Source organism: Actinopolyspora lacussalsi subsp. righensis, from assembly GCF_900116555.1.
Taxonomy (GTDB): Bacteria; Actinomycetota; Actinomycetes; order Mycobacteriales; family Pseudonocardiaceae; genus Actinopolyspora; species Actinopolyspora lacussalsi.
In genome coordinates, this window is record NZ_FPAT01000019.1 from 1 (window position 1) to 24,476 (window position 24,476).

The following is a 24,476-nucleotide window of genomic DNA, read 5'->3' on the forward strand; positions in this document are numbered from 1 at the left end:
TGTCTCGGGCGGCGAAGTGGCCGCCGACGTGTTCGGCGACGGACCTCCCGTGGTGCTGGTGCACGGCGCGCCGTCCTGGTCCTATCTGTGGCGTGGCGTCGTGCCCTCGCTGGCTCGGAACCACACCGTGTACGTATGGGACTTGCCGGGGTTCGGCGATTCCCGGCTCGCCCCCGGGGTGTGGCCCTCCATCGAGCTGCAGGCACGGACCCTGGCCGAGCTGGTCGACCACTGGGGACTCGGTGAACCCGGCCTGGTCGGGCACGACATCGGTGGGGGAATCGTGATGCGGGCCCACCTGATCGAACAGGTCCCCACCCGAGGACTCGCCCTGCTCGACGCCGCTGTTCTCGGCCCGTGGAACACCCCGTTCACCGAACATCAGCAACGCTACCCGCAGGCCTACCGCACGATGCCCGAGGACGTCTTCACCGACGTCATCGACAAACGCCTTCGCAGCGCCTGCCACCGGCGGATGTCCGACGAGGTGGCGGAGGCCTACCTGTCCCAGTGGTCCGGGCAGGCGGGACAGAACCGCTGGATCGACCAGGTCGTCAGCGTCAGCTTCGACGACACCCGCGAGGCCGTGGCCAAGCTGGACCAGGTCACCGCCCCCACCCTGGTCCTGTGGGGCGAACAGGACCAATGGCTGAGCACCACCACGGGCGACCGCCTCGCCGCCGCCATCCCCGGCGCACAACGCGCAAACATCACAGCAGCCGGACACTTCGTAGCCGAGGACAACCCGAACGACACCGCCGACGCACTACTACAATTCTTCGGTTAACGGCCCACAACCACGTGAAACGACCACGGCCGAGAACCACCGGATCCTCGACGACCCCCGTACGACTCCGGGACACCAACCGGTCGCGGCCACGGAATCGGCGTGTCGGTGTTGGCGAGTGCCGCGGGATCCCGAAACCGCAGCCGAGTCAGGGGCGGCTCGGTGACGGATCACCGTGCGGGGGGGTTGGCGGGTGATCCGTCTCCCCTACGACAGCTCACCCGCCGAGCTCCCCCACGGACCGACCGGCGGACCTCGGCTCAGACGTCGTAGCCGAACTGGCTGAGTCGGTGCTCGGCGGTCCGCAATTCCTCGGCGGAGAACAACTCCGCGAACCGCGGCTCGGTAGCCAGCGCTTCGACGGTGAGGTCGAGCCTGCCGCGTTCCCACAGCGCGGCGAAACCGTCGGAGACGCCCCCACCGGCGAGAAGTTTGTGCGCGGTGGAAAGCCCACCGTGCTCGGCGAGCATACTCAGGAAATACGTGGCGGTGTAGTGCGCCTCCCGGCGGCCTCGTTCGTACAGCGAGCGCATCCGCTGCTCGAACTCGGCCACCAACGGTTCCCGCGCGGGGTCGGTCTCACGGGACTGCTCGGTCGCGGAGTCGGCATCGGAGTCCGGCTCGGGCTCCTGCTCGCTGCGGTTGCGGCGCCGCACGTAACCGCGCAGCGCGTCGACCGAAGTGAACACCTCGTAACCGAGTTCCTCCAGACGGGGCAGATCGGCGTCGGCGGTGTCGAGTTCGAGCACCACCGGACTTCCCTGACCTGTCTGCAACCCTTCGGGCCAGAACGCCTCGGCCACGGCCAACGCCCGACCGGTACGCGGATCGGCGATCTCGGTGTCGGTGGCGGGACTGGCACAACCGAGCTCCACCAGTTCGGAGATGAGCCCGTTGACCTGGGCGACACGGGCGTCCATGTCGTCGTCACCGGCGATGGACAGCGGTTGCAGCTCTTCCCGGTCGGCGGCCTGTTCCCCGGTGCGCAGCTCGGTGAGGAACGACTGCGCCGCCTCGGCCAGCAGCTCGCGCCGTGCCTGCAGGAAGTCGGGGTAGCGCTCGATCTTCCACAGTTCCGGATCGGTGGGAATCCACTGCGAGGCCAGCACACCGGGGTGTTTCTCCTCCACCTCGGCGAAGTACTGCTCGGGCGGTCGGTTCCCCACCACGAGGTTGGTGTCCTGGGTCAAGAAGCAGAAGTTGGCGATGGCGTTGACCTGGGAACGCTCGTAACCCGCCTGGTACAGCAACGATTTGGGGAACAGGTGGTGCACCTGCAGCGAGGAGTTCCTGCCCAGCATGTCGGCGCGCAACGGAATGCCACTGCCGAAGTCGCGGGCCTGGTTCACCCTGGTCAGCATGTACAGCAGCGGGTAGAAACGTGATCCCTTGGTCGAGCCCTCGAAGTCGTGCGCGTGCACGTCGAGGTTGCCGCCGCGCCACCGCTCCAGCGAGGTGATCAGCCCGTCGATGCCGGATCGTTCGACGGTCTCGTAGTCCTTCTGCAGAAAGGTCTCGGTGGAGCCCGCGAAGCGCCCCCACAGCGCGGCGTGGACGTACCAGTACAGCACCTTGTCCTGATGGGAACGGTCGTCGAACCTGCCGCCGTTGAGCTCCAACAACCGCGAGACCACCGGAAAGGCGTAGCGGGCCATCAGCACCCGGTCGTGGTCCAGGCCGAGCCGCCCGGAGACCAGGTCGAGGAACCGGCCGATGTAGCCGGTGGATCTGTACAGCGCGTCCCGGAACTCCCCGGCCGAGACGTTGTCCAGCGCGGTGAACAGAGCTCGGCCGGTCGCCACCGCGTTGGCGTTGCGCAGCAGCCAGTCCAGCGTGAAGTCGAAGTCCGCTTCCTGCCACTCCCGCAGCTTGTCGCGCATCTCGCCGCGCGCGTCGCTCCACTGCGAGCAGATCTTTGCCAGCGCGAGATCACCCTTGGACAGCTTCGTCCCGCCCGAGTTGACCCGGTTGAAGATGTCGACCACCGTGTCGACGTTCTTGTCGTTTCCGGTGATCTTCTCCGCGTAGAACTCGCGTTCCAGCAGGTTGCGCAGCCGATTCAGCCGCTCCACGTAGACGCCGAGATTGGCCGGGTCGTGCTGTTGGAAACTGGTGATGTACTCGCCGAGATTCTCCAGGAACAGTTTGGTCACGTTCACCCAGCGGTAGTCGTCAGCCATCCTGGAGGGCGCGTAGAACTCGAACTTCTCCTCGACGACGTTGAAGTACAGATTGGCAAAGACCGACGGGTCCCCTTCGAAGAACGCCGGGGCCTTGCCGCGCACCACGCCGTACAGCGAGGTGATGCGCTGCTGGCCGTCCAGCAACAACAGATGGGTTCCCTGCTGGCCGCTCGTCTCGCCCCGGACGGAAACCCCTTCCGCGTCGGTCTCCCACATCAGCAGCCCGCCCACGGGATGCCCCCGGTACAGCGACTGCATCAATTCCCGCACCTGGTCGCGGTTCCACACGTAGCCGCGCTGGAACTCGGGAAGCAGCACGGAACCGGAGTCGATCTGGTACAGCAGTGTGGAAAGCGTCGGCATGTTCTACCTTCCTGTGGTCGAAGCTGGTCACACGTAACCCGGAAACCTCGGGTGCGACAGGTGTCAGTTCTGGGTGTGCAGGAACGGGCTCTTGCCGCCGTGCCAGGACACGGCGAGCTGTTCCCGGGCGCGGGTGCAGGCGACGAACAGCAGGCATCGCTCGCGCTGGGTGTCCCTGCGGTGTGCCGAGGCGTCCTCCTCGGCGGGTGTGATCGCGCTGGGAGGCGGCACTTGGTGCTCGGTGACCCCGACCACCGCCAGACACCGGAACTCCAGCCCCTTCATCCGGTGCATGGTGCCCACGGCGACCGCGTTCTCCTCCTCGGTCGTGCCGCCGAGCAGTTTCACCCTCGGAATCCCGGCCTTTCCGAGTTCGGCCACTACCGTTTCGACGAGTTTGTTGGAGCGCACCGCCACACCGATCTCGTCGGGAGCGATCCCGGTGTCGATCCATTCCCGCAGCGTGGTGACCAGCTGTTCGAGCTCGGCGGCTCTGGTGGGGAAACCGCGAACCCACGGGTGCTTGCCGCGCACTTCCGAGCGGCAGCCGGCGATGGCTTCGAGTCCCTCGTCCATGTCGTCGATGGTCTCGCCGCGCAGCAACCCGAGGCTCCAGGCGAGAATCTCGGCGGTGGTCCGGTAGTTGACGTTCAACCGGCTCGACCGCCCGGTCACCCGGATGCCCACCTCGCGCAGACTCACGCGGTTGTTGTAGATGCGCTGGTGCGTATCACCCGCCAGGAAGATGTCGTCGGGCAGCTCGGGTGCGGCGGCTCGCAGCAGTCGCCACTGCACCGGGCTGAGGTCCTGCGCCTCGTCAACCACGACGTGCCGGTAGGGCCGCTCGGTTCGCTGTTCGAGCAACCTGGTGGCCTCGACGCAGATCGTCTCGTGGGTCCACACGCCCCGCCGCCGCTGCTCGCTCTCGAACTCCCAGATCGCCTGCCAGACCTGCGCCCGCTGCCGACTGCCGAGACCGCGCCCCCGGCCGTCGCGTTTGGCGCCGAGATACTGCTCGGCACTGCCGACCCGCTGGGCCAGCACGACCTGCCGCCACTCCTCCGCCAGGAAGTTCACCGAGAACGGTAGTTCCAGGTCGGTGACGATCGACTGCCACAGCTGCCGTTGCTCGTCCGTGGTCAGGATCGTGGGCGACTCGTGGTGTTCGCGGAAGATCCGATTGGCGAACTGATCCACGTGGTGCACGTGGATGCGTTCGCGAACCTCGGGTTCCTCGACGAGGAGTTTCACTCCGGTGCCGAGCGACTCGGCCAGGGTCGAGGTGAAGGTGGTCATCAGCACGGGCCCCGCCCCGTTCACCGCCAGCTGGTGGGCGCGGTGCATCGTCACCACGGTCTTGCCGGTGCCGGGACCGCCGGTGACGCGCGCGGGACCGTTGTAGGAGGCCTCCACCGCCGAGCGCTGTACCGGGTGCAGGTAGATCCGCCACGTTGCCAACGGGTGCCGAAAGACCGCCATGAGATCTTCGGGGCCGTCGGCGAGCACGACACGATCGGAGCTGCGTTCAACGGCCGCTTCCAGATCGTCCGGGTCGAACCCGGTGTCGTTGACTTCGGCGGCCAGTTCCGCCCACACCTGCTCGGGGGTGTAACCGGCGGCCAGCCCGAACAGCACGTCCCACTGGTTGCCCGGCAGGAAGGACTTGGCCGCGTCGAGCTGCGTCGAATCCGTCAGCGCACGCGCGAAGGCCAGGATTTGCTCGTCGAGGCCCAGTTGCCGTAGCTGGGAGTCCTTGACGTGGTCGAACAACCGGCTGGGTGCGGTCTCGGCCAGTCTGGACAGACCGGACAGACTGTCCTCCACCGCCGCGACGTCGCGGATCTCGATCCGCCCGGTGGCCGCGTTGACGGAAGCTTTGCGTCGTTTCGCCCAGGCGTAGGCGTCATCGTGCGGCAGCACGGTGAGCAGGGTGTAGCTGTCCCCGGATTCCGGTGCGAGCACGATCCCACGCCAGAAGTCGCTGATCCGGATGGAGCGGAATCGGGGATCGCGCGCGTTGGCTATTTTCTCCAGGTGAGCTCCGGCGTGGCTGACCTGATCGAATTTCGTCAGGGTCTGGCTCACCCGCTCCTGAACCTGCTTTTCGAGCTTGGCGAACTCGTGCAGGAAGTCCTTGTCTATGCCGAGTCGAGCCACTGCTGTCTCCGGTGCCACTGTCCGTCGTTGTCACTGTCGTCGGCGCCGCGTCGCCCCGATCCACGAAAGACCCCAGTCCGTCCGATTCGACCGTTTTCCCCGAGGAGGCTCCGGACACCGCTGATGATCATCCTCCTCCACCCGGCAACCCGTCGAGCAGTTCGCGCACTTTGACGACGGTGGAGTGCTCGGGGTCGTGGGTGCGGAGCAGGTCGTCGAGCAGCGTGCTCAGGGTCGTCTCGGCTTCCTCCGGTTTGCCCGCCCCGAGCTGGAGCATCCCGATCTGGCGCCGCAAGTCGAGCGTACGGGGATGGTCGTCGCCGAAGACGCGTTGTTCGTCGGCCAGCAGGCTGTTCATGGCCCGGAGCGCGTGGCTGTGGTTACCGCCGAGCGCGTGGCAGCTCGCGTTGCGCAGTCGGCAGTGGAAGACGAGTTCAGTGTCGAGCCCGTCGCGCTGTGCCAGATCGGTGGCCAACGCGTGGTAGACCGGTCCGGCCCGCTGGTACTGGTTGCCGTCGTAGAGCACTCGGGCCCACTCCAGGCGCAGTTCGATGACGTCGCCGTCGGTGCTGCCGAAGGCCCTGCTCGCTGAATCCACCGTGGACCGAAGCAGTTCGGCGGCCTCGTAGTATCGGGAGCGCTGTACGTGGGAGTCGGCCCGGTTCTTGGCCGTTTCCAACTCGTCACGAGTCAGTGAGTTCCGACCGTCCCGGTCGTCGCCGGAGGCAGCGGATGTGCTCGGCTCGCCCGCTTCCGGTGGTTCCGGTCGCGCCGGTGTCTCCTCGTGCGGAATCTCCGTCCCGGCACCGCCCGTTGCCCTATCGGCCGCACCGCCGTGAGCTGGGTCACCGTGATCCGGGGCCGCCGAGCCCGCCCGATCGGAGTCGTCGAACGGCGAAACCCGACTCAGCACCGAGGCGTACATCCTGGTCGGGCTGGGGGTATCCGGCGCCGCGAGCGCTCCCGGAAGCACTTCGAGGTGCCGGGTGTACGGCAGCAGCCTGCGGTAGACGGTGTGCGCGCTGTCGGGGCGCTCCTCGGCTTCCTTCGCCAGTAATTCGGAGAGGAGGTAGTCCAGCTCGCCGGGGGTGTCCGGGCGGTGTTCGAGTGCCGGTACCGGTGGCTGGCCGACCTGCTTGCTCATCACGGCGTAGTCGGTGGGGCCGCTGAAAAGCCGCGTCCCCGTGAGCGCCTCGTAGAGCACGCAACCCAACGAGTAGAGATCGCTGCGGGTGGAGCTGGTGGCGTCCTGGATCTGTTCCGGAGCCATGTAGGCGGGAGTACCGATGTGTTGGCCGGTGCGGGTCAACCGGGAGATGTCCGCCACGTCTAGTGCCACAGCCAGTCCGAAGTCGAGCACCTTGACGGTGCCGTCCGGTTGCAGCATCAGGTTGGACGGTTTGAGGTCGCGGTGCACCAGCTGTTCCTGATGGGCGGCGGTGAGCACCGAGCAGGTCTGCGCGGCGATCGCCGCGGCCCAGCCGAGCGGTAGCGTGCCGTGTTCGGCGATCAGATCGGAGACGCTGATGCCGTGGACGAGTTCCATCACCAGGTAGGGCCGCCCGTTGTGGGTGCCCACGTCGAAGATCGACGGGACACCCGGGTGCCGCAGCCGCGCGGTGACGCGGGACTCGCGGTGGAACCTGCTCACCAGCTCCTCGTCGGGTTCCGCGTCGGGGAACCGGACGAACTTGACCGCGATCTCCCGTTCGAGCTTGGTGTCACGTCCCGCCCACACCTCCCCCATCCCGCCCTTGGCCAGCGGAACGGCCTGGAGCTCGTAGCGATCGTTGATCATTCTCGGTTCCGCCACGTTTCCTCCCCTAAGCCACATACGCGCGTCTCGCTGCTCTCGCGGTTCCACCAGAACCCGCTGTATCGACGGTCGCCGGTGGTCCTCACCGACGCCGGAATATTCCGCCGCACCGGACGTAATCGAGAGTTCCGATCGAGACTCGACCACGAATCGGCGGATACACGGGGAGAGGGGAACTGTCGAACGCACCCCTGTCCGGTCGAGATCAATCGATTGTCCCCTTTTCGGGCTGGTACGGACCCCCATCGACGTAGTCCGCACACCCCGACCTCTGTCACGGTCTCTCCCGCCCTCGTAAGATAACGCAGTCCACTAACGAACAGTTCACACTGCCGGAAAATCCATACGTTACCGAATTGTTTCCCGAATTCCGGTAACGCTTCCCGACTGCGATTGCCGCACCCACCGGATTCCGCGTGCTCGAGTCGACAACGCGCGGGACCGGCTCCGTGCCGGAAAAGTCGTTTCATCAGGACTCCGCCCGTTCGGTACCCCGAAGTCTTTCGCGTTCGACACGCACTATCCGCTGGTCCATCGGGATCGCTTCGTCGTGCAGCAGTCGCTGGTCGATCGGTTCGGTGTCGACGGCGGAGTCATCGCTGTTCTTGGCCGCGCTGTCGCGGGCGTAGGCGTCGAACAGTCGCGCTTTGCCCTCCAGCACCTCGGCCAAGCGCTGGTCGACGGTGTCCTTGGCCATCAGCCGGTGCACGTGGACTTTGCGGGTCTGCCCCATGCGGTGGCAGCGGGCGATGGCCTGCTCCTCGGTGCTGGGTTTGAGCTGTGGCTCGGCGAGGATCACCACCGAGGCGGACTGGATGTTCAGCCCCACTCCCCCCGCCGCGATCTGCGCCGGGAGCACGGCGTGCTCGGGACGGTTGTTGAACTCGTCGACAAGCTCCTGTTTCGCGGTGGCACTGAGCTCGCCGTCGAGGTTGCGCATGGCCCCGGGCAACCGCCCCACCTTCTGGAGAACGTCGCGGAAGTAGCTGAACACCACGACCTTCCAGCCGTTGTGTGCCGACTCCTGGATGATCTCGGCCATGCGTTCGAGCTTGGCCGAGTGGGCGAGCCTTTCGGGGGAGTAAGCGGCGCGGCGCATGAGCTGGAACTTTCCGGCGAGGACGGCTTCGCGGTATGCCTTGCCGTCCTCAGTGCCGAGCTGCGCCCAGTCCTCGAGTTCGAGCTTCTCGGGCAGTTCGGTGAGCACGTCCTCCTGGTTGCGCCGCAGATAAACTGGGGCCACGGTGCGGCGGAACGCCTTGGCGCCCATCAGCGCGTCGCCGACGCGGATCTTCTCGGCAAGCCGGGGATCCAGGTACGACACCAGCGTCTTGAATTCCCCGACGCGGTTTTCCATCGGTGCGCCGGTCAGGAACAGGTTGCGTTCGGCGCGGGCGGCGATCTCGCCTACCGCTCGGGAACGTTTGGCTTCGGGATTTTTGACCAGGTGTGCTTCGTCGACGACCAGCATGGCGGGGCTGATCCGGTCGAGCCCGGTGAATCTGCGCAGGGTGTCGTAGGTGGTCACCGCCACTCCCCCGTCGCGTTTCCAGCCCTCGGCCTCGGCGTCGCGGTGCGGCCCGTGCAGGCCACGCGCGGTCAGCCGGGTGTGTCTGCGCGTCTCGTCCACCCAGTTGACCAGTACCCCGGCCGGGGCGACGACGAGGAAGTGGGTGCTGCCGTTCGCGGCGAGGTGGGCCATCGCGGCCAGGGCCTCGACGGTTTTGCCCAGCCCCATCTCGTCGCCGATGATGCAGTGCTCGCGCGCCAGCGCGTACTTGGCACCGAATGCCTGGTAACCGCGCGGCACGACGTGGAGCAGGCTGGTGTCCAGCTCCACAGCGGCGGCTTCGCGTTCGACCTCGCCGGTGACGAAGCCCTGGGCCGAGGCATCCGGAGCGTCCGCCACGCCGGTGATGCCGCTCAGCAGGGTGTTGTAGACGGCCGCGCGCTGCTGGTAATCCCGCCACAACTCCGCCGCGTTCTGCCGTCCGGTTACTTCGTGGGCCCGCCGCGCCGCATCGGTGATCCGCTCGACCCACGGTTGTTCCAGCAGGTCCTCGAGCCGGGCCAGTGCGCGCAGCGAGGCCTGTTTCCTGGCGCGGCCCGCGAACATCATCCGCAGCTTGCTGCCCGCACGCCCGGCCACCGGGCGGACCGAGTCGAGTTCGGCGGACAACGCGTCGATGCTGTCGCCGAGCTCGTCGACGGTGGCTTCGGCGGTTTCCAGCTTGCGGATCGTGCCCAGTAGTCCCGCCTGCTCGGCATCCCCACGGTCCGGTTCGAACCGGAAGACGGTCTCACGTGCGGCGGCGTCGGAGACCTTCTTCGCGGCACGGAGCGCCTCGGCGGCGGTTTTCTCCCCGACTCCGGGGTGCCGACGCAACTGCTCGGGACGAGCGGACAGCACCTGCCGAACGTTGCGGTACCCGGCGCGTTCCAGCGCGTCGAGTCGGATCCTGTTACCGGTCGCCTCGCGCAACTTGTCCAGTGGGGTTCCCTTCAGCCGCGCGGCGACGGCCCGCCGGTGAAGCTCGGCGTGCTGCTCGCGGGCTTGTTCCCGCAACCGTTCCGGTGCGGAGCGAAGCCGCTCGGCGGTGTTCCTCGTTTCATCGGCACGGGACAACGTGCCGCGCGCGAGCGCGCCGACAGCCGCACGGTCAGCGGTTTCGGGAGCGGCGTCCGGCTCCTCGTCCGCAGCGGTCGGCTCGTGCAATGGGTCCCCCTTGGTCTTCAGCCGACGATCACCGCTCGCACGCAGCGATCGGAAAGCCCTCCATGATCTCGCAAAGCTCGCGAGTGGAAATCCGCCGAACGGGTGAGCAATTCGTACACCGGACCGTTCGAAGGCGAATACTATGTGCAGCACGTCACAATCACTCCGAATCGATATCACCCGTTCGGATTATGGTCACGCCTTACCCGTTGCGGCATCCTGAAAGGCTGATCACAGACGGGTCAGCCCGGAATCTCAACGGTCCAGGGCACTCTGATGGGGACTGCGGGGCATGTCGACCGAGAACGACCAGGAATTACAGGAACTGGTGCGCGCGAAAGCCGAGGAATGGGCGAACAAGCTCGTCGACCTCGGGACCACCAACACGCTGCTGCATTTCAAGAACAGGAAGACGACGACACTGGACCTCACCTCCGCAGATCCGGATGCGTTGCGCGAGTTGCTCACCGGTTCGGAAACGCGGTTGAGTTCACTGTTTCGGGAAACCGACGCGCACAAGGACGCGAGCAAACGAATCCGCGACATAAGACGCAGGATCAACGCTGCCGAGGAGGAACAGGGCGTCGAGGTGGGCAAGGTCGCCCAGGGATTGGTGCGAACCGAGCAACAGGTGCGGGGAAGCGAATCGGTTCCCGCGACCCGAGCACCGTTGCTGCTGCGAACGCTGCGGATCGAGTCCCGAACGGTCTCGGAGAACGACTTCGTGCTGCGGCTCGACGACGTCGAGATCAACCAGGTGCTGCTGTACGCCCTCGACCGGAAGTACGGCTTGGACATCGATCACGAGCGGTTCACCAGCGCCGTCGAGGATCGGTTGAGCCAGCACGAGGAACCGGGGGAACAGCTCGAGAGTGTCTACGGGGAACTGGCCGATCTGGCGGCGCGGCAGGACATGGGAATCGAACTCGAACGTTCGGTGGTCATCGGCCTGTTCAACTACGAGAAACTGCCGATGGTCAAGGATCTCCGCAGCTCGACCGGACTGCTGGCCCAGCACGAGCTCGTGGCCGCACTGGCAGGTCACCGAGCCAGTACGGAGGCGGTGCGGGAGGAGAGCACCGGTTTCGCTCCCCCACCACCGGACGAGATCGCGCCGAACACCGAGCACCCGGTGCAGGACGCGGACTCCTCGCAGCAGGGAGCCATCAACAGCGCCCTGGCGGACCAGCACGTGCTCGTCGAGGGACCACCGGGTACCGGTAAGAGCCAGACGATCGCCAACATCATCGCGGGCGCCGCCGCGCAGGGAAAACGGGTGCTGTTCGTCTCCGAGAAGCGTGCGGCGATCGAGGCGGTGACGAACCGGCTCGCCGAGGTGAACCTGGCGGACCTGGTGTTCGACCTGCACCAGCGCAAGGTCGACAAGAAGCAGCTCGCGCAGCGGTTGCAGGAGAGCCTGCAGGCCACCAGCAGGCAACAACCGGCGGAGACCGGGGAACTGCACCAACGGTTGGCGGAGCGGCGCGATTCGCTGCGCGTTTCGTCCGACGAGCTGCACGCTCGACGTGATCCCTGGGAGAAGAGCGCCTACGAGGTGCAGCTGGAACTGCTCAAGCTCGGGGAACAGCATCGGACGGATCACTTCTTCCGTGATTCGACGCTGCGCGCGCTGGACGCGGCGACGGTGCGTCGGCTGGAGCAGGAACTGCACCAGTTCGTCGATGCGGGGGGACTGCGAATCCTGCGCAAGGAGTCACCGTGGTGGCAGGCCGACATCCGGACCGAAGCGGATCTCAGACGGGTGACGGCCGAGCTCGACGAGCTGACCACCAGGACCCTGCGGGACGGTCAGCAGGGAATGCACGCCCTGCTGCGCCAGACCGGTCTCACACCGCCCACCGATCTCGAGGGTTGGCAGCACGTGCTGGAACTGCTCGACGAGGTGCGCGACAGCGTCGAGGCTTTCGGCTCGGACGTCTTCGGCACCCAACTGGACGACTGGTGGCTCGCCACGGCGAGTCGTAAGCAGCGTGCGCGAGACGGCCGGAAACTCGGTTGGCGGCAGCGCCGGACACTGCTGAAGGAGGTCAGGCGGGCCTCGACGGACGGCATCACCAAGAAGTGGGCGCTGCACGCGAAGTTGAACGAGATCGTGCGACAGCGTGACCGCTGGAGCGAGCTGGGCGGCGGCCAGGTGCAACCGGCCGAGGTCGTGGACCTGCGACAGACCATGGAGACCTTCCACACGCTGCGAAACCAGCTCACCTCGGTGGCGATGTGCGCGCGGCTCACCGACTACGAGTCCCGCCCCACCGAGCAGGTCCAGGAGGAACTGCGCGAACTCGCCGCCGACAAGAACACGATGTGGCAGATGCCCCGGATCAACGAGCTGCTGGACGAGTTCCGCCGCCTGGGATTGACGGAGCTGCTCGGCGAAGCGGCCCGCCGCGACGCCACGGGGGAACAGACCTGGCTGCTGTTCCGGCACTGCTGGCTGCGATGCCTGTTCGACGAGTTCAAGTTCCGGATACCGGCGCTGCGGGAGGTCAACGGCGAGCAGCGGAACAGGACCGTGGACGAGTTCCAGGAGGCCGACCGGGAACACCGTGGGACCTCGGCGCAGCGGGTGCGGTGGTCGGTGGCCGACGCGCTGCGCCGGGTGCGCGACGAGTTCCCGGATGAGACCGACCTACTGCGGAGGCAGGCCAACAAGAAGGCCCGGCACCTGCCGATCCGGCGACTGGTCGAGCGTGCCCCGCACGTACTGCTGGCGCTACGGCCGTGCTGGGCGATGTCTCCGCTGGTGGTCAGCAGCACGCTGCCCGCCGAGCGGCTGTTCGATCTGGTCGTGTTCGACGAGGCGAGCCAGATCGAACCGCACGACGCGGTCACCTCGCTCGCCCGTGGGCGCAGGCTCGTGGTCGCCGGGGACGACAAGCAGTTGCCGCCGACGAACTTCTTCAGCCGGATGCTCGAAGAGCCCTCCGAGGCAGCGGACGAGGATGACGACGACGGCGATCTGCGGGACTACGAGTCCATCCTGACGACGATGCGTTCGCTGATCCCGATCCGGCGGACGCTGCGGTGGCACTACCGGAGCCGGGACGAACGGCTCATCGCCTTCTCCAACGAGGAGATCTACAACAACGAGCTGGTGACCTTTCCGGGTGCCCGGTGGGACACCCCGGTCACGCTCGACGTTGTCGACGGGGTCGCCTCGCCCGGTCAGGACGGCTCGGCCCCGGAGGAGGTCGAGCGTGTCGTCGAACGGGTGTTGGAGCATGCCGAGTTCCGCCCGCACGAAAGCCTCGGGGTGATCACCATGGGGCAGAAGCACATGAGCCGCGTGGACGACGCCATCCGAAAGGCACTGCGGGACCGGCCGGAGCTGCAGGACTTCTTCGACGAGAACGCCGAACCCAGCAGGCGCTTCTTCGTCAAGAACCTCGAACGCGTCCAGGGTGACGAGCGTGACGCGATCATCCTGACGCTGGGGGTGGCCAAGCGGGCCAACGGCACCGTGGCGCGCACCGGCTTCGGTCCGCTCAACAACGAGGGAGGGCCGCGCCGGCTGAACGTGGCGGTCAGCCGCGCCAAGACGAGAATGACGGTGGTCAGTTCCTTCGGACCCCACGATCTGGCACCTCGGGAGGAACGAACCGGCACCGAGCTGCTCCGCCGCTACCTGGAGTTCGCCCAGAACCAGACGCGGATCGACCAGGTCGGAAGACAACAGCCGGTCGAGTTGAACGGGCTGGAGCGGGACATCCACGACGCGCTGCGCGAACGCGGAATCGAGGTCTACCCGCAGTGGGGGTATTCCCAGTACCGCATCGACTTCGCGCTGGCGCACCGCGACGAACCGGGTCGGATGATCCTGGCCGTGGAAGCCGACGGCGACAGCTATCACAACTCGTACAGCGTGCGGGACCGGGATCGGTTGCGGCAGGCCCATTTGGAGAATCTCGGCTGGCGGTTCCACCGGGTGTGGGCCTCGGCCTGGTTCGCCGACCGGGAGGGCGAGACCGAACGCATCGTCAAGGCCTGGGAACAGGCCATGATCGATGCCGAACGCGAGCCCGCGCCCGCCGTTCCCGACAAACCCGAGAGTCCCGGGAACACCGGGGACACCGGGGACACCGGGGACACCGGGCCGCCCGAGGTCACCATCACCCGTGGCCCGCGTCCCGCGATCACCCCCGGGTTGCGGATAGCGGATTACGACGAGAAGGAGCTGGTCGAGCTGTGCGGCTGGCTGCTGACCGACCGGTTGCCCCTCGACCGGCAGGAGCGGATCGAGCAGGCGATGCGTGAACTCGGTTTCAAACGCAAGGGGTCACGCATCGTGGAGCGACTGACCAGAGCCGTCGACATCGCGCAGCGACAGGCCGACAAGGAGCAGAGTTGACGTTTCCGCTGGACGATCGGACCGCCGAACGAATCGCCGAGGTGATCGTCGACATCGGAGGCCCCTACGAGCGCAAGACGTATCAGCTGGAGAAGCTGCTGCGGCACGCGGGCTGGACGGATCCGCCGGAGTACGACGGTTCGCCTCGGATCGAGTGGCTGGCCGAGCAGCTGATCGACCGCAAGGAGAACCGTTCCGACATCGAGCGGTTGCTGTGCCGGGTGTGCGATCGCCGGGAGTACGAGGACGGCGAGAGTTCCGCCGAGGAGTTCCGCGAGGCGATCAACACCAGGTTGGCGGCGGAGCGACTGGTGGTCTCCCAGACGGGAGGCCGTCCGGTGCTCGGCACGCTGGACTCCGACGGGGAGCAGGCGGTCTTCTCCGCACCCGAGGACCTGGACCGACGACTGCGGCTGTTGATCGAGAACGAGGAAGCGGTCGATCTGCTGGTCAACCGCGTGCACGAGACAAGGTTGTGCCAGGACAGCGGTGCCCACACCATGGCGATCATCGGTATCGGGAGTTTCGTCGAAGGACTGCTGCACGCGTTGCTGACCGAACGGGACGAGAAAATCCGGAAGAACGGTTTCGTCGGGAGGAACGGCAGGAACACCCCCGCCAACCGCGCTGGGTTGGAGCTCATGCTCGACACCGCGCACGAGAAGGAATGGATCCAACTCGACGCGAAGGACTTCATGGACAACGTCCGCAAGTACCGGAACTTCATCCACCCGCGTGCCGAGCTGGAAAAACAACCGAAGTTCGACAAGGGCAGCGTGGCACTGTGCTGGGGCCCGGTGCGGGAGATCCTCAACGACATCGAGGAAAGCATCGAACCGGTCCGGTGACACCGACCGGTAGCGCCTGATCCGCCGGCTTCGGGAAACGCACGGCAAAGCTCGCTTTTCCCGACGCAGTCACCGAAGCCGGGGATTCCGGGCGTTCCCGGAACCCGCCCCGGTTTCACCCGCCCTCTTGCCGCCGCGTCTCCGCCAGCCGTTCGAGGATGCCGCGGGTCTTGAGCTCGGTGAGGTGCTCGGCGGCGCGCTGCGGGGCGGTCCCGCCGCGCACCCGCAGCCCCGCCTCGATGTTGCGGTCCACACCGGACTGGGTGAGGTTGGCGCTGGAGACCAGCAGTTCGTGCCGGTCGGCGACCGCGATCTTGGCGTGGGTCCTGGAGTTGCGCTCGGTGCGCTGTTCCGGCGGCCAGTGCCACAACTCGATGCCGCCGATCCCGGCGAAGGCCTCGGCCGGTTCGGGGCCACCGAGCGCGCCCCGCGCACCCCGCAGGGTCTCCACGACCACGGTGACGGCCACTTCCCGCTCGACCGCCGCGCGCAGCGCCCGCCGCAGCTGCTCGTGCGGCCGCGCCGAGTAGGTCATCAGCATCAGCTCGTGGTTCGCCCGCTCGATGAGTTCGACCAGCACCCGCGCGGTGGCGCGCACCGGCACGGGGTGAGTGCCGGGGCCGCTCCAGACCGGTTCGACCGCGATCTCGGCGGCACGGCGGTTGTATCCGGCGGCCAGCCCGCGCAGGAACCCCGCGGTCTCCTCGGCCGAGCGTCCCTCCGTGACCTGGGCGTCGAGGACGGCCCGCGCGGTCTCGGTGTATTCCTCACCGGGTCCGGAGAGCACGGCCTGCTCCGGCCAGCCCGCCTGGATGCGGTCGGCCAGCGTGCGCAGCGCGGTCGCGCCGAGGCGGGGTAACGCCTCGACAGCGACGCTTTCCAGAGCGGACGGTTCGCCGGTCATGCCCACACCCTCACGGCAGCTCGCGATACAGCGCCAGGTCCTCGTGCTCGTCGACGGGAACCACGAACCTGCGGTCCAGGAACCGGTTGCCGCGTTCGCAGGTGGTCTCGGAGACGAACAGGCAGACGTGGCAGGCGGCGCCGTGCAGGTGGTCGGCGGGCGGCTGCGGGAGCCGTTCGGCGCACAGCGGATCGGAGGAGCAGCGCCGCGCCTCGCTCAGCGCGCGGCGGGTCAGCCGCACCAGCCGGTCGGGTTCTGCCTGCGAGACCAGCCCGCCGAGGGTGCCCTCGGCGTCGGGCACCGCGGTGTAGAGCAGGATGCCGCTGCGCGGGTCGTCCTCGGTGCCCGCGTAGATGCGTTCGGACAGGTTGGCCGAGCTGTAGCCGCACTCCAGGGCGATGGTGCGGATCAGCAGGTGCGAGAGGGTGTGCAGCGCGAGGTAGCGGGGGCCGGGCCAGTTGCGCATCTCGTCGAACTCGCCGGGGATGCGGTCGGAATAGCGGTTCTTGCGGAACTCCGCGTAGGCTTGTCGGTGGCGGTGCATCGCGTGCGACTCGGCGGCGCGGCCCTCCCAGTCGCGCAGCAGGTCCTCGGGCACGCGCAGGAAGATCCCCTCGCCACGCACCTCGCTGGCGGGCACCCACTGCGGCGTGGACCGGGCCAGCGGGGCGCGGGTGACCAGTTTGGGGTCCTCCGGGTCGGGTGCGTCGAGCCGGGTGAACCCGGTCAGCGCGCGGACCTCGCGCAGCCGCTCGGCCTGCACCACGTCGGCGTAGTAGCCCGCCAGTTCGGGCGGGGCTCCGATGCGCCGCAGCGTGAAGTCGTCGGTGGGTGCGGGCAGCTCGGGGGCGGCGAACACCTCCCACTCGGGGGTGCGCAGGTCGGGCTGTTCGGTCTCGCTGTCCTCCTCGCTCTCCTGCTCCATCCTGGCCCGCACCCGCTCGACCGCCGCCTCGATCTCGGCGTCGCTCCAGCCGGTGAGTTCGTGGAAGGCGGGCACGTTCTCCCGCGCGTAGGGATACATCGCGGCGGGCAGTGTGGAGACCGCGTTCCAGTGCTGCTCGACCTTGGTCTCCAGCTCGCTCGCCTCGGTGCGGGGAACCGCCAGCACCGAGAGGTTCTGCGGGAACCACTGGTTGGAGGCACCGACGGTGAGGACCTTGGGTGCGCACTTGCAGCCCTGCGGGTCGAACCGGTTCAGGTGCGGGTGCCTGCCCCGGCAGCGCGGCAAATTCCGCTCGCCGCGTTGGCCCATGGCCTGACCCATGTTGCGGTGCTCACCGCAGCTGACGCATCTGATCTCGACGTTGACGCCGCGGTTGCCGCCGCGGTCCTCCATCCGCAGCCTGGGTTGTTTCGCCTTGGGGCACTCGGCTCCGTGGTGGACGAACTCCGGGTAGGGGAAGTCGTCCAGATGCCCGGCGGTGCAGGAGATCAGGAACCGGGAGGAGATCGCCAGCGGCGGGGCTCCGCTCTTCTTGACGCCGCAGCCCTGGTGGAAGAACCGGGCGTCCTGCGGCCTGCGGGGCACCTCGTTCTCGAAGCCGAACACCCGCGAGTCCACCGGGGCGAGCTCGTTGCAGGCGGTGCAGCGCAGCCAGGAGGGGAACGGCACGGTCGGCACGCCCACCCTGGACGCCGGGCCGCGCGGGTCCTGGTCGAGGCCATCCAGCCAGGGCGCGGGCAGCAGTTCCTTGACGCTCTTGCCGAAGATGCCCTGCACCGCGGACAGCAGCCGGGGTTCGGCGATCGGTTTCCAGTCATCGCGCCCCTGCACCTCGTTGTAGTTCCAGTCGTCGAGCCCGCGCACCAGCACGGAGAAGTTGGGCATGTCGACCAGCGCGCCGACCCCGCTGGTGAACATGAGGTGGCTCGGGCGGACCGAGCCCACGCGACGGCGGTGGTTCGTAGTCATAGAGCTCCTTCCCGGAGCGGCATGTCGTACGGCTTTGGGTGGCTGCTCGCTTGGCGGAACCTCTCGCACGGCTCTCGCTGCGGTGCCGGAGACATCGGGTAGGTACTACACAACGTCTCCGACGTCCTCGCGAGAGCCGCACGGGAGAACCCGCGGGTGGTTGGGCTGCGGGAGTGGTAGGAGTGCGCCCCGCGGGGGCGGTAGGTGCTCGGCACCGCGCCGAGGGCGCCGCGATTTCGCGAGAAATTGACGCCCCGAGGGGGCGGTGGTGGCTGTGGCGGCGGCGATTTCGTGGGAAATTGACGCCGCTGTGCCGGATATTCCAGTGCGTGCGGCACCGCCAACACCTGGGAGAGCCGAGCGAGGGTGGAACGCTGTCACGGTTTGCGTTTGGTGGTGGGCAGTGCGGTGTCGCCGAGTTCGTCGCCCTCGGGGATCTCCTCGTCCTCGGCGTCGGGCTCGCCGTCCGGGGCGGGCGCGAAGGTCCAGGCGGGAGCGTTGTAGAGGGTCTGGAACAGCTCCTCCCCGCCGGGCACGAGCAGGTTGATCTCGTTCTCGGTCTCGCGCATCGACTGCGCCACGGTGCTGTCCCGCCAGGCGTGGTCGCCGGGCTTGGTCAGCAGCGCGCGGCGGGGCTGCTCCCCCCGTCCGGCGGAGCGACCGACGTAGCCGACCGAGTGCTCGCCGTCCTGCTCGCCGCTCCAGAGGTCCTTGGTGCGGCCGAGCCGTTCCGCCAGGTAGTCGCGCCCCCGCTGCCCCCGCACGGCTTCGGCGCGGTCGAGCATCCGTTCGGTGATGCGCTCCACCAGCGGGGAGTCCAGCGCCACTTCCTGCGCGTCGTTCTCCCCGGAGTGCGGCTCGGCGGCGTTGCGCACCGCCGCCACGAACGCGGCGGTGACTCCCCGGTCCAGCGCGCGGCGGGTGTAGGGGGTGACCGAGAGCGCCTCGACCTGCCGGTAGAAGGTGGCGTGGTAGTGCTCGAAGTCCTCGTAGTGGGCCAAATCGCGGGGCCTGGTCCAGTTGTAGAGGGTGACGACCAGCCCCGGCCCGCTGTCGGTGCGGCCCACGCGGGAGGACGCCTGGATGTACTCGGCGGTGTTCTTGGGCTGGCCGGTGACCATCATCAACCCGAACCGGGAGACGTCCACGCCGACCTGCAGCATCGAGGTGGCCAGCACCACGTCCACCGGGTCGCGGCCGTCCTTGCGGCGCTGTTCGCGGCGCGCGCTGAGCGGATGCGGCTCGGGGGTGTCCTTGCCTCGGGAGGACTTGCGCCGCTGCTCGTAGATCTCGCGCAGGTTCGCGCGGATGGCGTGGCGCCGCGTGGTGGTGTCGATCTCGGCGTCGAAGCCGTTCTCCAGGTGGGTGAGCACCTCGCTGATATCGGCCGAGGAGATGCGGGAGGTCAGCTCCTGGATGTTGAGCATCGCGGCGCGGCTGGGCAGCCGGTCGGAGATGCCGCGCCTGCGGCCGTGGGTGCGCACGCGGGTGGCCACGTCGTCGTCGAGGGAGCGCCGCATCCCGGCGAGTTCCCTGGTGGCGTTGAAGTAGCCGACCAACGTCATGTACGGGTCGGCCGCCGCGCCGTGCTGGTCGAACAGGGTCTGCCCGCCCAGCAGCAGGATCTCGGCGACGCGGATCTCGGCGGATTTCAGCCGCACCCCGTGGGCGCAGATCCCGAGGTAGCGCCTGCCGGGTTTGTCCGCGGTGGACACCTGGTGCGAGAAGAACGTGTCGGAGACCTCGGTGACCTGCGGCGGGAACACCGCCAGATCGCGGTTGAACACCCCGCGCACCTGCTCGCCGGAGCGTTTGGTGGTGGCGGTGGAGGCGATGATCTTCGGCCCGGCCTCGTTGCCACCGGGGGTGCGCCAGCAGCACAGCTCGTCCACCGCGGACTCGAACAGCCCGACGGTGGTGCCCAGCGCCCCGGAGATCAGGTGCAGCTCGTCCTGGATGATCAGGTCGGGCGCGCGCAGCCGCGCCACGGGTTTGCTGCTCACACCGGGGTGGCCGCTCTTCTGCTGGTGTTTGTCGGCGCAGCCGGTCTCGGCGTCGAGGTCGTCGTGGCGGTAGCCGTGCCGGGGGCACCAGCGGCGCACCCGGCCGAACAGCATCCCGGCGTAGCCCTTCCAGGGCAGCTGGGCGAGCTTGTCCACCGTGGCGATGACGAGGCTGGGCAGCAGCCGGTAGATCTCCTCGTCGACGGTGAGGATGGGCAGGCCCTCGGGCGAGTGCGGTTTGGAGAACGGGCAGGCGTCGCTGCCCTCGGCGTTGGGGCAGTGCAGCAGCACCCGGCGGGTGGCGGTGTCGACCTCGGCGTCGCGGTGGGCGAGCAGCGCGGAGCCGCACCAGGGGCAGGCCAGGGTCTGCAGCACGTTGGCGCGTTTGCCGTCGCCGGCCTCGCGGGCGTCCCTGATCTGCTGCTCGGCCTGGCCGAACCAGTTGGGTGAGACGCTGCCGCCGACCCACAGTCCGATGCGGAACGGCTCGCCGCCCCAGGTGGCCTCGTCCTCGCGCCGGATCATCTCCGCCGCGCACACCAGCGCCGCGGCGCGCTGGAACTGCTGCGCGGTCAGCAGCCGCAGGGTGTAGCGCATCAGCACCGCCACCCCGGCGCCGCCGTCGCGGGCGTCCTCGCCGCTGCCGAAGGTGCCCTGCAACCGGCGGATGGCGAAGGTGAACGCGGTCAGCCCGAGGTAGGCCTCGGTCTTGCCGCCGCCGGTGGGGAAGAACAGCAGGTCGAGCACGGCGTTCGAGTCGGCGGCGCGTTCGGCGTGGTCCGGGTCGACCAGCGAGGGCAGGTTCAGCAGCACGAAGGCGAGCTGGAACGGCCGCCAGGAGGCCCCGGCCGCGCCGTTGGCCTCGACCCGCTGCTTGGCCTCAATGTAGCCGATCTCGGTGGTCTCGCGCAGCCGCGCGAGGTCGGTGTGGCGGCGTTGGGCGGCCATGGCGCGGTTGGCGAACCGGAACGCGGCCAGCGCGTCGGCGTGCCCGGGGTGGTCGGGGTCGGTGAGCAGGTCGATGCCCGCCCGCACCCGGTCGGCGGCGCGGCGTGCCTGGAAGACGGCGGATTCCGCGGTCTCGCGCAGCGAGTCGGGCAGTTCCCGCGCTTCGGACTCGCGCTGGTCGAGCCAGCGGCGGTAGCCCTCGGACAGCGGTGCCAGCCCGGTGCGCAGTTCGGACGGTTCGGCGGTGGCCAGGGTGTCCATGGCGAGTTCGGTGCCCGCCAGCGGGCTGCCTTCCCGGTTGCCGGGCGCGACGGTGGCGGGGACCTCGTAGGTGGGCAGCCAGGTGGTTTCGAGCTGGTGGGCGCGGCGGGCGCCGGGGTTGGTGTGCGGGTGCACGGCGACGTTGTGGCCGGAGGCGTAGCGCAGCTGGCCGCGGTAGAGCAGCCGCAGGTGCTGTTCCTCCGGGTCGTCCTCGGCGGCGCTGTCGTACAGCGGGTCATCGGCGGGCAGGAAGACCGGGGACGCCCCGTCGAGGGCGGTGGCGCGCAGTCGGGTCTGGAACATCCAGGACTCCTCCTGCGGCGTGCCCTCCCGTTGCGCGTTGACCAGGGTGAGTTCCACGACGCGTTTGCCGTCGCGGTCGCGTGCGGTCACGGCCAGCAGCACGCCGGGTTCCTCGGCGGTGTCGGCGGTCAGCGGCAGGCGGTGTGAGCCGGTGCCGTCGAGCCGCACCTCGCGGCTGACCGTGACGGGTTCGCGGGTCCAGAGTTTGCGTTTGGCGCCTTCGGCGGTCTCGGTGTCCTCCTTGGCGTAGCGGCCCCATTCGGCGGTGACGTGCAGCGCGGTGGTGTCCCGCGCGACGGTGCAGCTCAGCCCCATCGAGGAGGCCCAGATGCGGCCGAGGCTCTGCGGGCTGAGCACTTCGGGGGGAGCGCCGCCGCCCTCGCCGTTGGCCTCGCCGCCGGTTTCTGCGCCGGTGTCCGGCGCGGGTTCGGCGTCGGCGGTGGGGCGGGCGTCCTGTTTGGGGCCGAGCATCCCGACGAGGTAGCGCTCACGGGGGCCGCTGGAGCCGTAGGGCAGCTGCTCGGCCTCCCCGTCCCACGGGCCGAGCAGGTCGCGCACGATGAGTTCCTGCAACCCGTCGCGCACTTCGGCGCCGCTGGTTTCGGGGAACCGCTGTTCGGTGTCCAGCAGCCGGGTCGGGTCCGGCCGTGCGTCGGCGTCCTCGCCGCCCGCGCCGGTCTCGCCCGTGCCGGTGCCGCCGTTGCCGCCGTTGCCGCCCGAGCCGCGCGCCGTGCCGGTGGGCATGTCGAGGCTGCCCTGTTCACCGTTGGGGTTCATGAACAGTCCGTCCGAGCTGTCCGGGTTGGTCATTTACGGTTGTGCTCCCTCTCGGTGGCTCTTCTTGGGCGGTGGCTCGCTGTCGGTGGCTCGTCCGGGGTCGGTCGGGGGAGACGGCTCCACGGACCGGGAAACCGGTGCACCGCCGCGCCGGTCCGGCGGTGCCGCACGGCATCGCTTCGCGCACGCGCCCGCCCGGGGATCACGCGGTTCGGTGATCATCTCGATTTCTCTCACACGGGTCCGACACCGGTTGCCGCGCCGGGCGCTTCGCCCGGACGCTCGTCGAACAAGGCGTCCAACGGCGGAGTGTCCTCGAAGTCCTGTCCGCCGGGCGCGAGGATCGTTGTCCCACCAGTGGCAGAGGATAAACCAGCTCACGGCGGAGTTGGCCCGGAATTCGCATACATCGGATACCGATCGTTCAACGGACCCGACCGAGCGCGTACGGCGTGCCAGTACGCGTCCGGCGTGCTCGCGAGCGCTGTCGCCGACAGGGCACGTGTGGAACCGCCGCTCACGGCCCGAAGGCCACCCGGTGCAGCTCGGCGAGGTACTCCTCGAAGCGGGACCGTCCTTGCTCGGACAACCGGGCTCTGGTGATGGTGTGGCGGTGGCGCTGCACCTTTTTGATCTCGATCAGCTCCTCGCGATGCAACACGCCGAGCTGACGGGACAGTTCGGCAGTGGTGATCTCCAGACCGCGTTGCAGGTCGCCGAAATCGGCGGCCTGCACGTGCCGCAGTGCTCCGAGGATCGCCAGTCGCACCGGTGAGTGCAGGATGGTCGGAAGTGCTTCGCGGGGGTCTCGGGCCGTGCTCATCGGCGCCACCGCACACCGATGAAAACCGCCAGCATCACAGTGGCTACCGCCGAAGCGACCCAGGCGGATGTCCCACTGGAGCCATCGGACCAGAGCAATTCGGATACGGGAAACGTGCCCGCGAGCAGCGCCGCACCTGCCAGGAGCGTGTCGATACGCCGCCACGGTGCGCGCCCCGGAGCACGCAACGCCGCCCAGTGCCACGAGAACGGAACAGCGAGGATCGCCAGGGCCGCCAACAGCGACCACACCAGCGGCGGATCGGATTGGATCACCCAGCTCGCCCCGGCACTCAGCGCACCGAGGCTGATCACCGCCAGTGTGATCTCCGCGACACGTGGTCGCCGGTACAACGAGGGAGCGTGACGGACGTTCTCCAGAGCCTGTCGTGCCTGGTCGGTCATCTTCGCTCCTTTCAGTGCACAGCCAGCGGATTCGATTTTCGCAACCAGTTACAAAAAACGAAACAGCGCGCTGGGGTCAATCACGCCCCCGCGAGCTCGTCGCAGCGATCCGGTTTGCGCTCGCCTTCGAGGTGGTCGCCGCGTTCGGCCATGCGACTGATCTGCTCACACCCCGCAAGCTGAGTGTCACAGCGATCGCCGCACCGCCCCACGTTCCGACGACGTGATCAACGAGACGCGAGAAGCATCTTCCTACCAAGGAGACGCGGAAATGTTTTCGTCGGTGTGGCAGAGCCGAACCCCACTCCCCCAGCTTCCGGAGTACCGCCAATTTCTCGCGAAATTCCCGGGCCTGCGGTGTTCCCGAGGCCGAACCGACCACTCCCGCAGACCGCACTCCGACCACTCTCGCCATCGGCACCGCTGCGGGTTCTCGCGTGCGGCTCTCGCGAGGACGGTCCCGACGTTGTGTAGTAACTACCCGATGTCGGGGCACCCGCAGCGAGAGCCGTGCGCGAGGTTCCGCCAAGCAACCACCTAAGCAACCCGGCCGGACGAGCTCAACCACCCGAAGCGGGGACGAGTTCGGAGCATCCGGACCAGCAGAGGTAGTCCTCGATGACCTCGGTCTCCTCAGCGATGAGGTCGTGGAAGGCGTTCTCGTCGGGTCTGTCGTACTGGTCCAGCGGCATGATCGCGATCTGATACATCCCGAACCGCTCCTCGGTGCGGTCGAGCACGGCCAGCGCCCACTCGCGCAGCCGGGGCAAGGCCGCGGCGTCGTCGACGCGGTCGTTGGTGGGTTGGTGGTGCAGCAGTTCGGTGTAGGAGCCCAGCGAGTCGGGGTTGACCACCCGGTACAGCGTCATGGTGTTAGAGAACATGGTTGCCTCCTGAGT

The 24,476-nt window shown here is 68.2% G+C and carries 13 protein-coding genes; 3 read left to right on the forward strand and 10 right to left on the reverse strand.

Annotation, left to right across the window (positions count from 1 at the left end; genetic code table 11):
• The coding region (locus BM394_RS22100) for an alpha/beta fold hydrolase (RefSeq protein ID WP_217643664.1) at positions 1–787 on the forward strand (787 nt) is incomplete at its 5' end.
• A 260-nt stretch (positions 788–1,047) separates the two neighbouring features.
• Here the strand turns inward: BM394_RS22100 and BM394_RS22105 are convergent.
• From BM394_RS22105 to BM394_RS22120, 4 genes are all read right to left on the reverse strand, one after another.
• Positions 1,048–3,333 carry a GmrSD restriction endonuclease domain-containing protein gene (locus BM394_RS22105; RefSeq protein ID WP_092981761.1) on the reverse strand — a complete coding sequence of 762 codons (2,286 nt, stop codon included), beginning with the start codon at positions 3,331–3,333 and terminating at the stop codon, positions 1,048–1,050.
• A 63-nt stretch (positions 3,334–3,396) separates the two neighbouring features.
• Positions 3,397–5,490, reverse strand: coding sequence for a UvrD-helicase domain-containing protein (locus BM394_RS22110; protein WP_092981763.1), 2,094 nt, complete (start codon positions 5,488–5,490; stop codon positions 3,397–3,399).
• A gap of 127 nt (positions 5,491–5,617) precedes the next feature.
• Complete coding sequence (locus BM394_RS22115; protein ID WP_175530216.1) at positions 5,618–7,288, reverse strand: serine/threonine-protein kinase; 1,671 nt, start codon at positions 7,286–7,288, stop codon at positions 5,618–5,620.
• Positions 7,289–7,775: 487 nt separating this feature from the next.
• Positions 7,776–10,022 carry a DEAD/DEAH box helicase gene (locus BM394_RS22120; protein WP_092981767.1) on the reverse strand — a complete coding sequence of 749 codons (2,247 nt, stop codon included), beginning with the start codon at positions 10,020–10,022 and terminating at the stop codon, positions 7,776–7,778.
• Between the two features lie 292 nt (positions 10,023–10,314).
• Between BM394_RS22120 and BM394_RS22125 the strand changes: the two genes are divergently transcribed.
• Positions 10,315–14,391 carry an AAA domain-containing protein gene (locus BM394_RS22125; RefSeq protein ID WP_092981769.1) on the forward strand — a complete coding sequence of 1,359 codons (4,077 nt, stop codon included), beginning with the start codon at positions 10,315–10,317 and terminating at the stop codon, positions 14,389–14,391.
• Complete coding sequence (locus BM394_RS22130; RefSeq protein ID WP_092981771.1) at positions 14,388–15,239, forward strand: hypothetical protein; 852 nt, start codon at positions 14,388–14,390, stop codon at positions 15,237–15,239. The genes BM394_RS22125 and BM394_RS22130 overlap by 4 nt, the downstream gene beginning before the upstream one ends.
• Before the next feature lie 115 nt (positions 15,240–15,354).
• Here BM394_RS22130 and drmC read toward each other — a convergent pair whose 3' ends face one another.
• The 6 genes from drmC to BM394_RS22160 form a co-directional block, all read right to left on the reverse strand.
• Positions 15,355–16,143 (reverse strand): DISARM system phospholipase D-like protein DrmC, encoded by a 789-nt coding sequence (drmC, locus tag BM394_RS22135; RefSeq protein WP_092981789.1) that lies wholly within the window; start codon positions 16,141–16,143, stop codon positions 15,355–15,357.
• Between the two features lie 10 nt (positions 16,144–16,153).
• The gene (gene drmB / locus BM394_RS22140; protein WP_092981773.1) at positions 16,154–18,058 is read right to left on the reverse strand and encodes a DUF1998 domain-containing protein; all 1,905 of its coding nucleotides are present in this window, start codon (positions 18,056–18,058) and stop codon (positions 16,154–16,156) included.
• Between the two features lie 377 nt (positions 18,059–18,435).
• The gene (gene drmA, locus BM394_RS22145; protein WP_092981779.1) at positions 18,436–22,383 is read right to left on the reverse strand and encodes a DISARM system helicase DrmA; all 3,948 of its coding nucleotides are present in this window, start codon (positions 22,381–22,383) and stop codon (positions 18,436–18,438) included.
• A gap of 484 nt (positions 22,384–22,867) precedes the next feature.
• A complete protein-coding gene (locus tag BM394_RS22150) occupies positions 22,868–23,173 on the reverse strand; it encodes a transcriptional regulator (protein ID WP_217643665.1) in 306 nt (101 codons plus the stop codon).
• Positions 23,170–23,577, reverse strand: coding sequence for a hypothetical protein (locus tag BM394_RS22155; RefSeq protein WP_092981781.1), 408 nt, complete (start codon positions 23,575–23,577; stop codon positions 23,170–23,172). The genes BM394_RS22150 and BM394_RS22155 overlap by 4 nt, the downstream gene beginning before the upstream one ends.
• A gap of 560 nt (positions 23,578–24,137) precedes the next feature.
• Positions 24,138–24,461: a hypothetical protein gene (locus tag BM394_RS22160; RefSeq protein ID WP_092981783.1), complete on the reverse strand. Its 324-nt coding sequence runs from the start codon at positions 24,459–24,461 to the stop codon at positions 24,138–24,140.
• Positions 24,462–24,476: the final 15 nt, after the last annotated feature.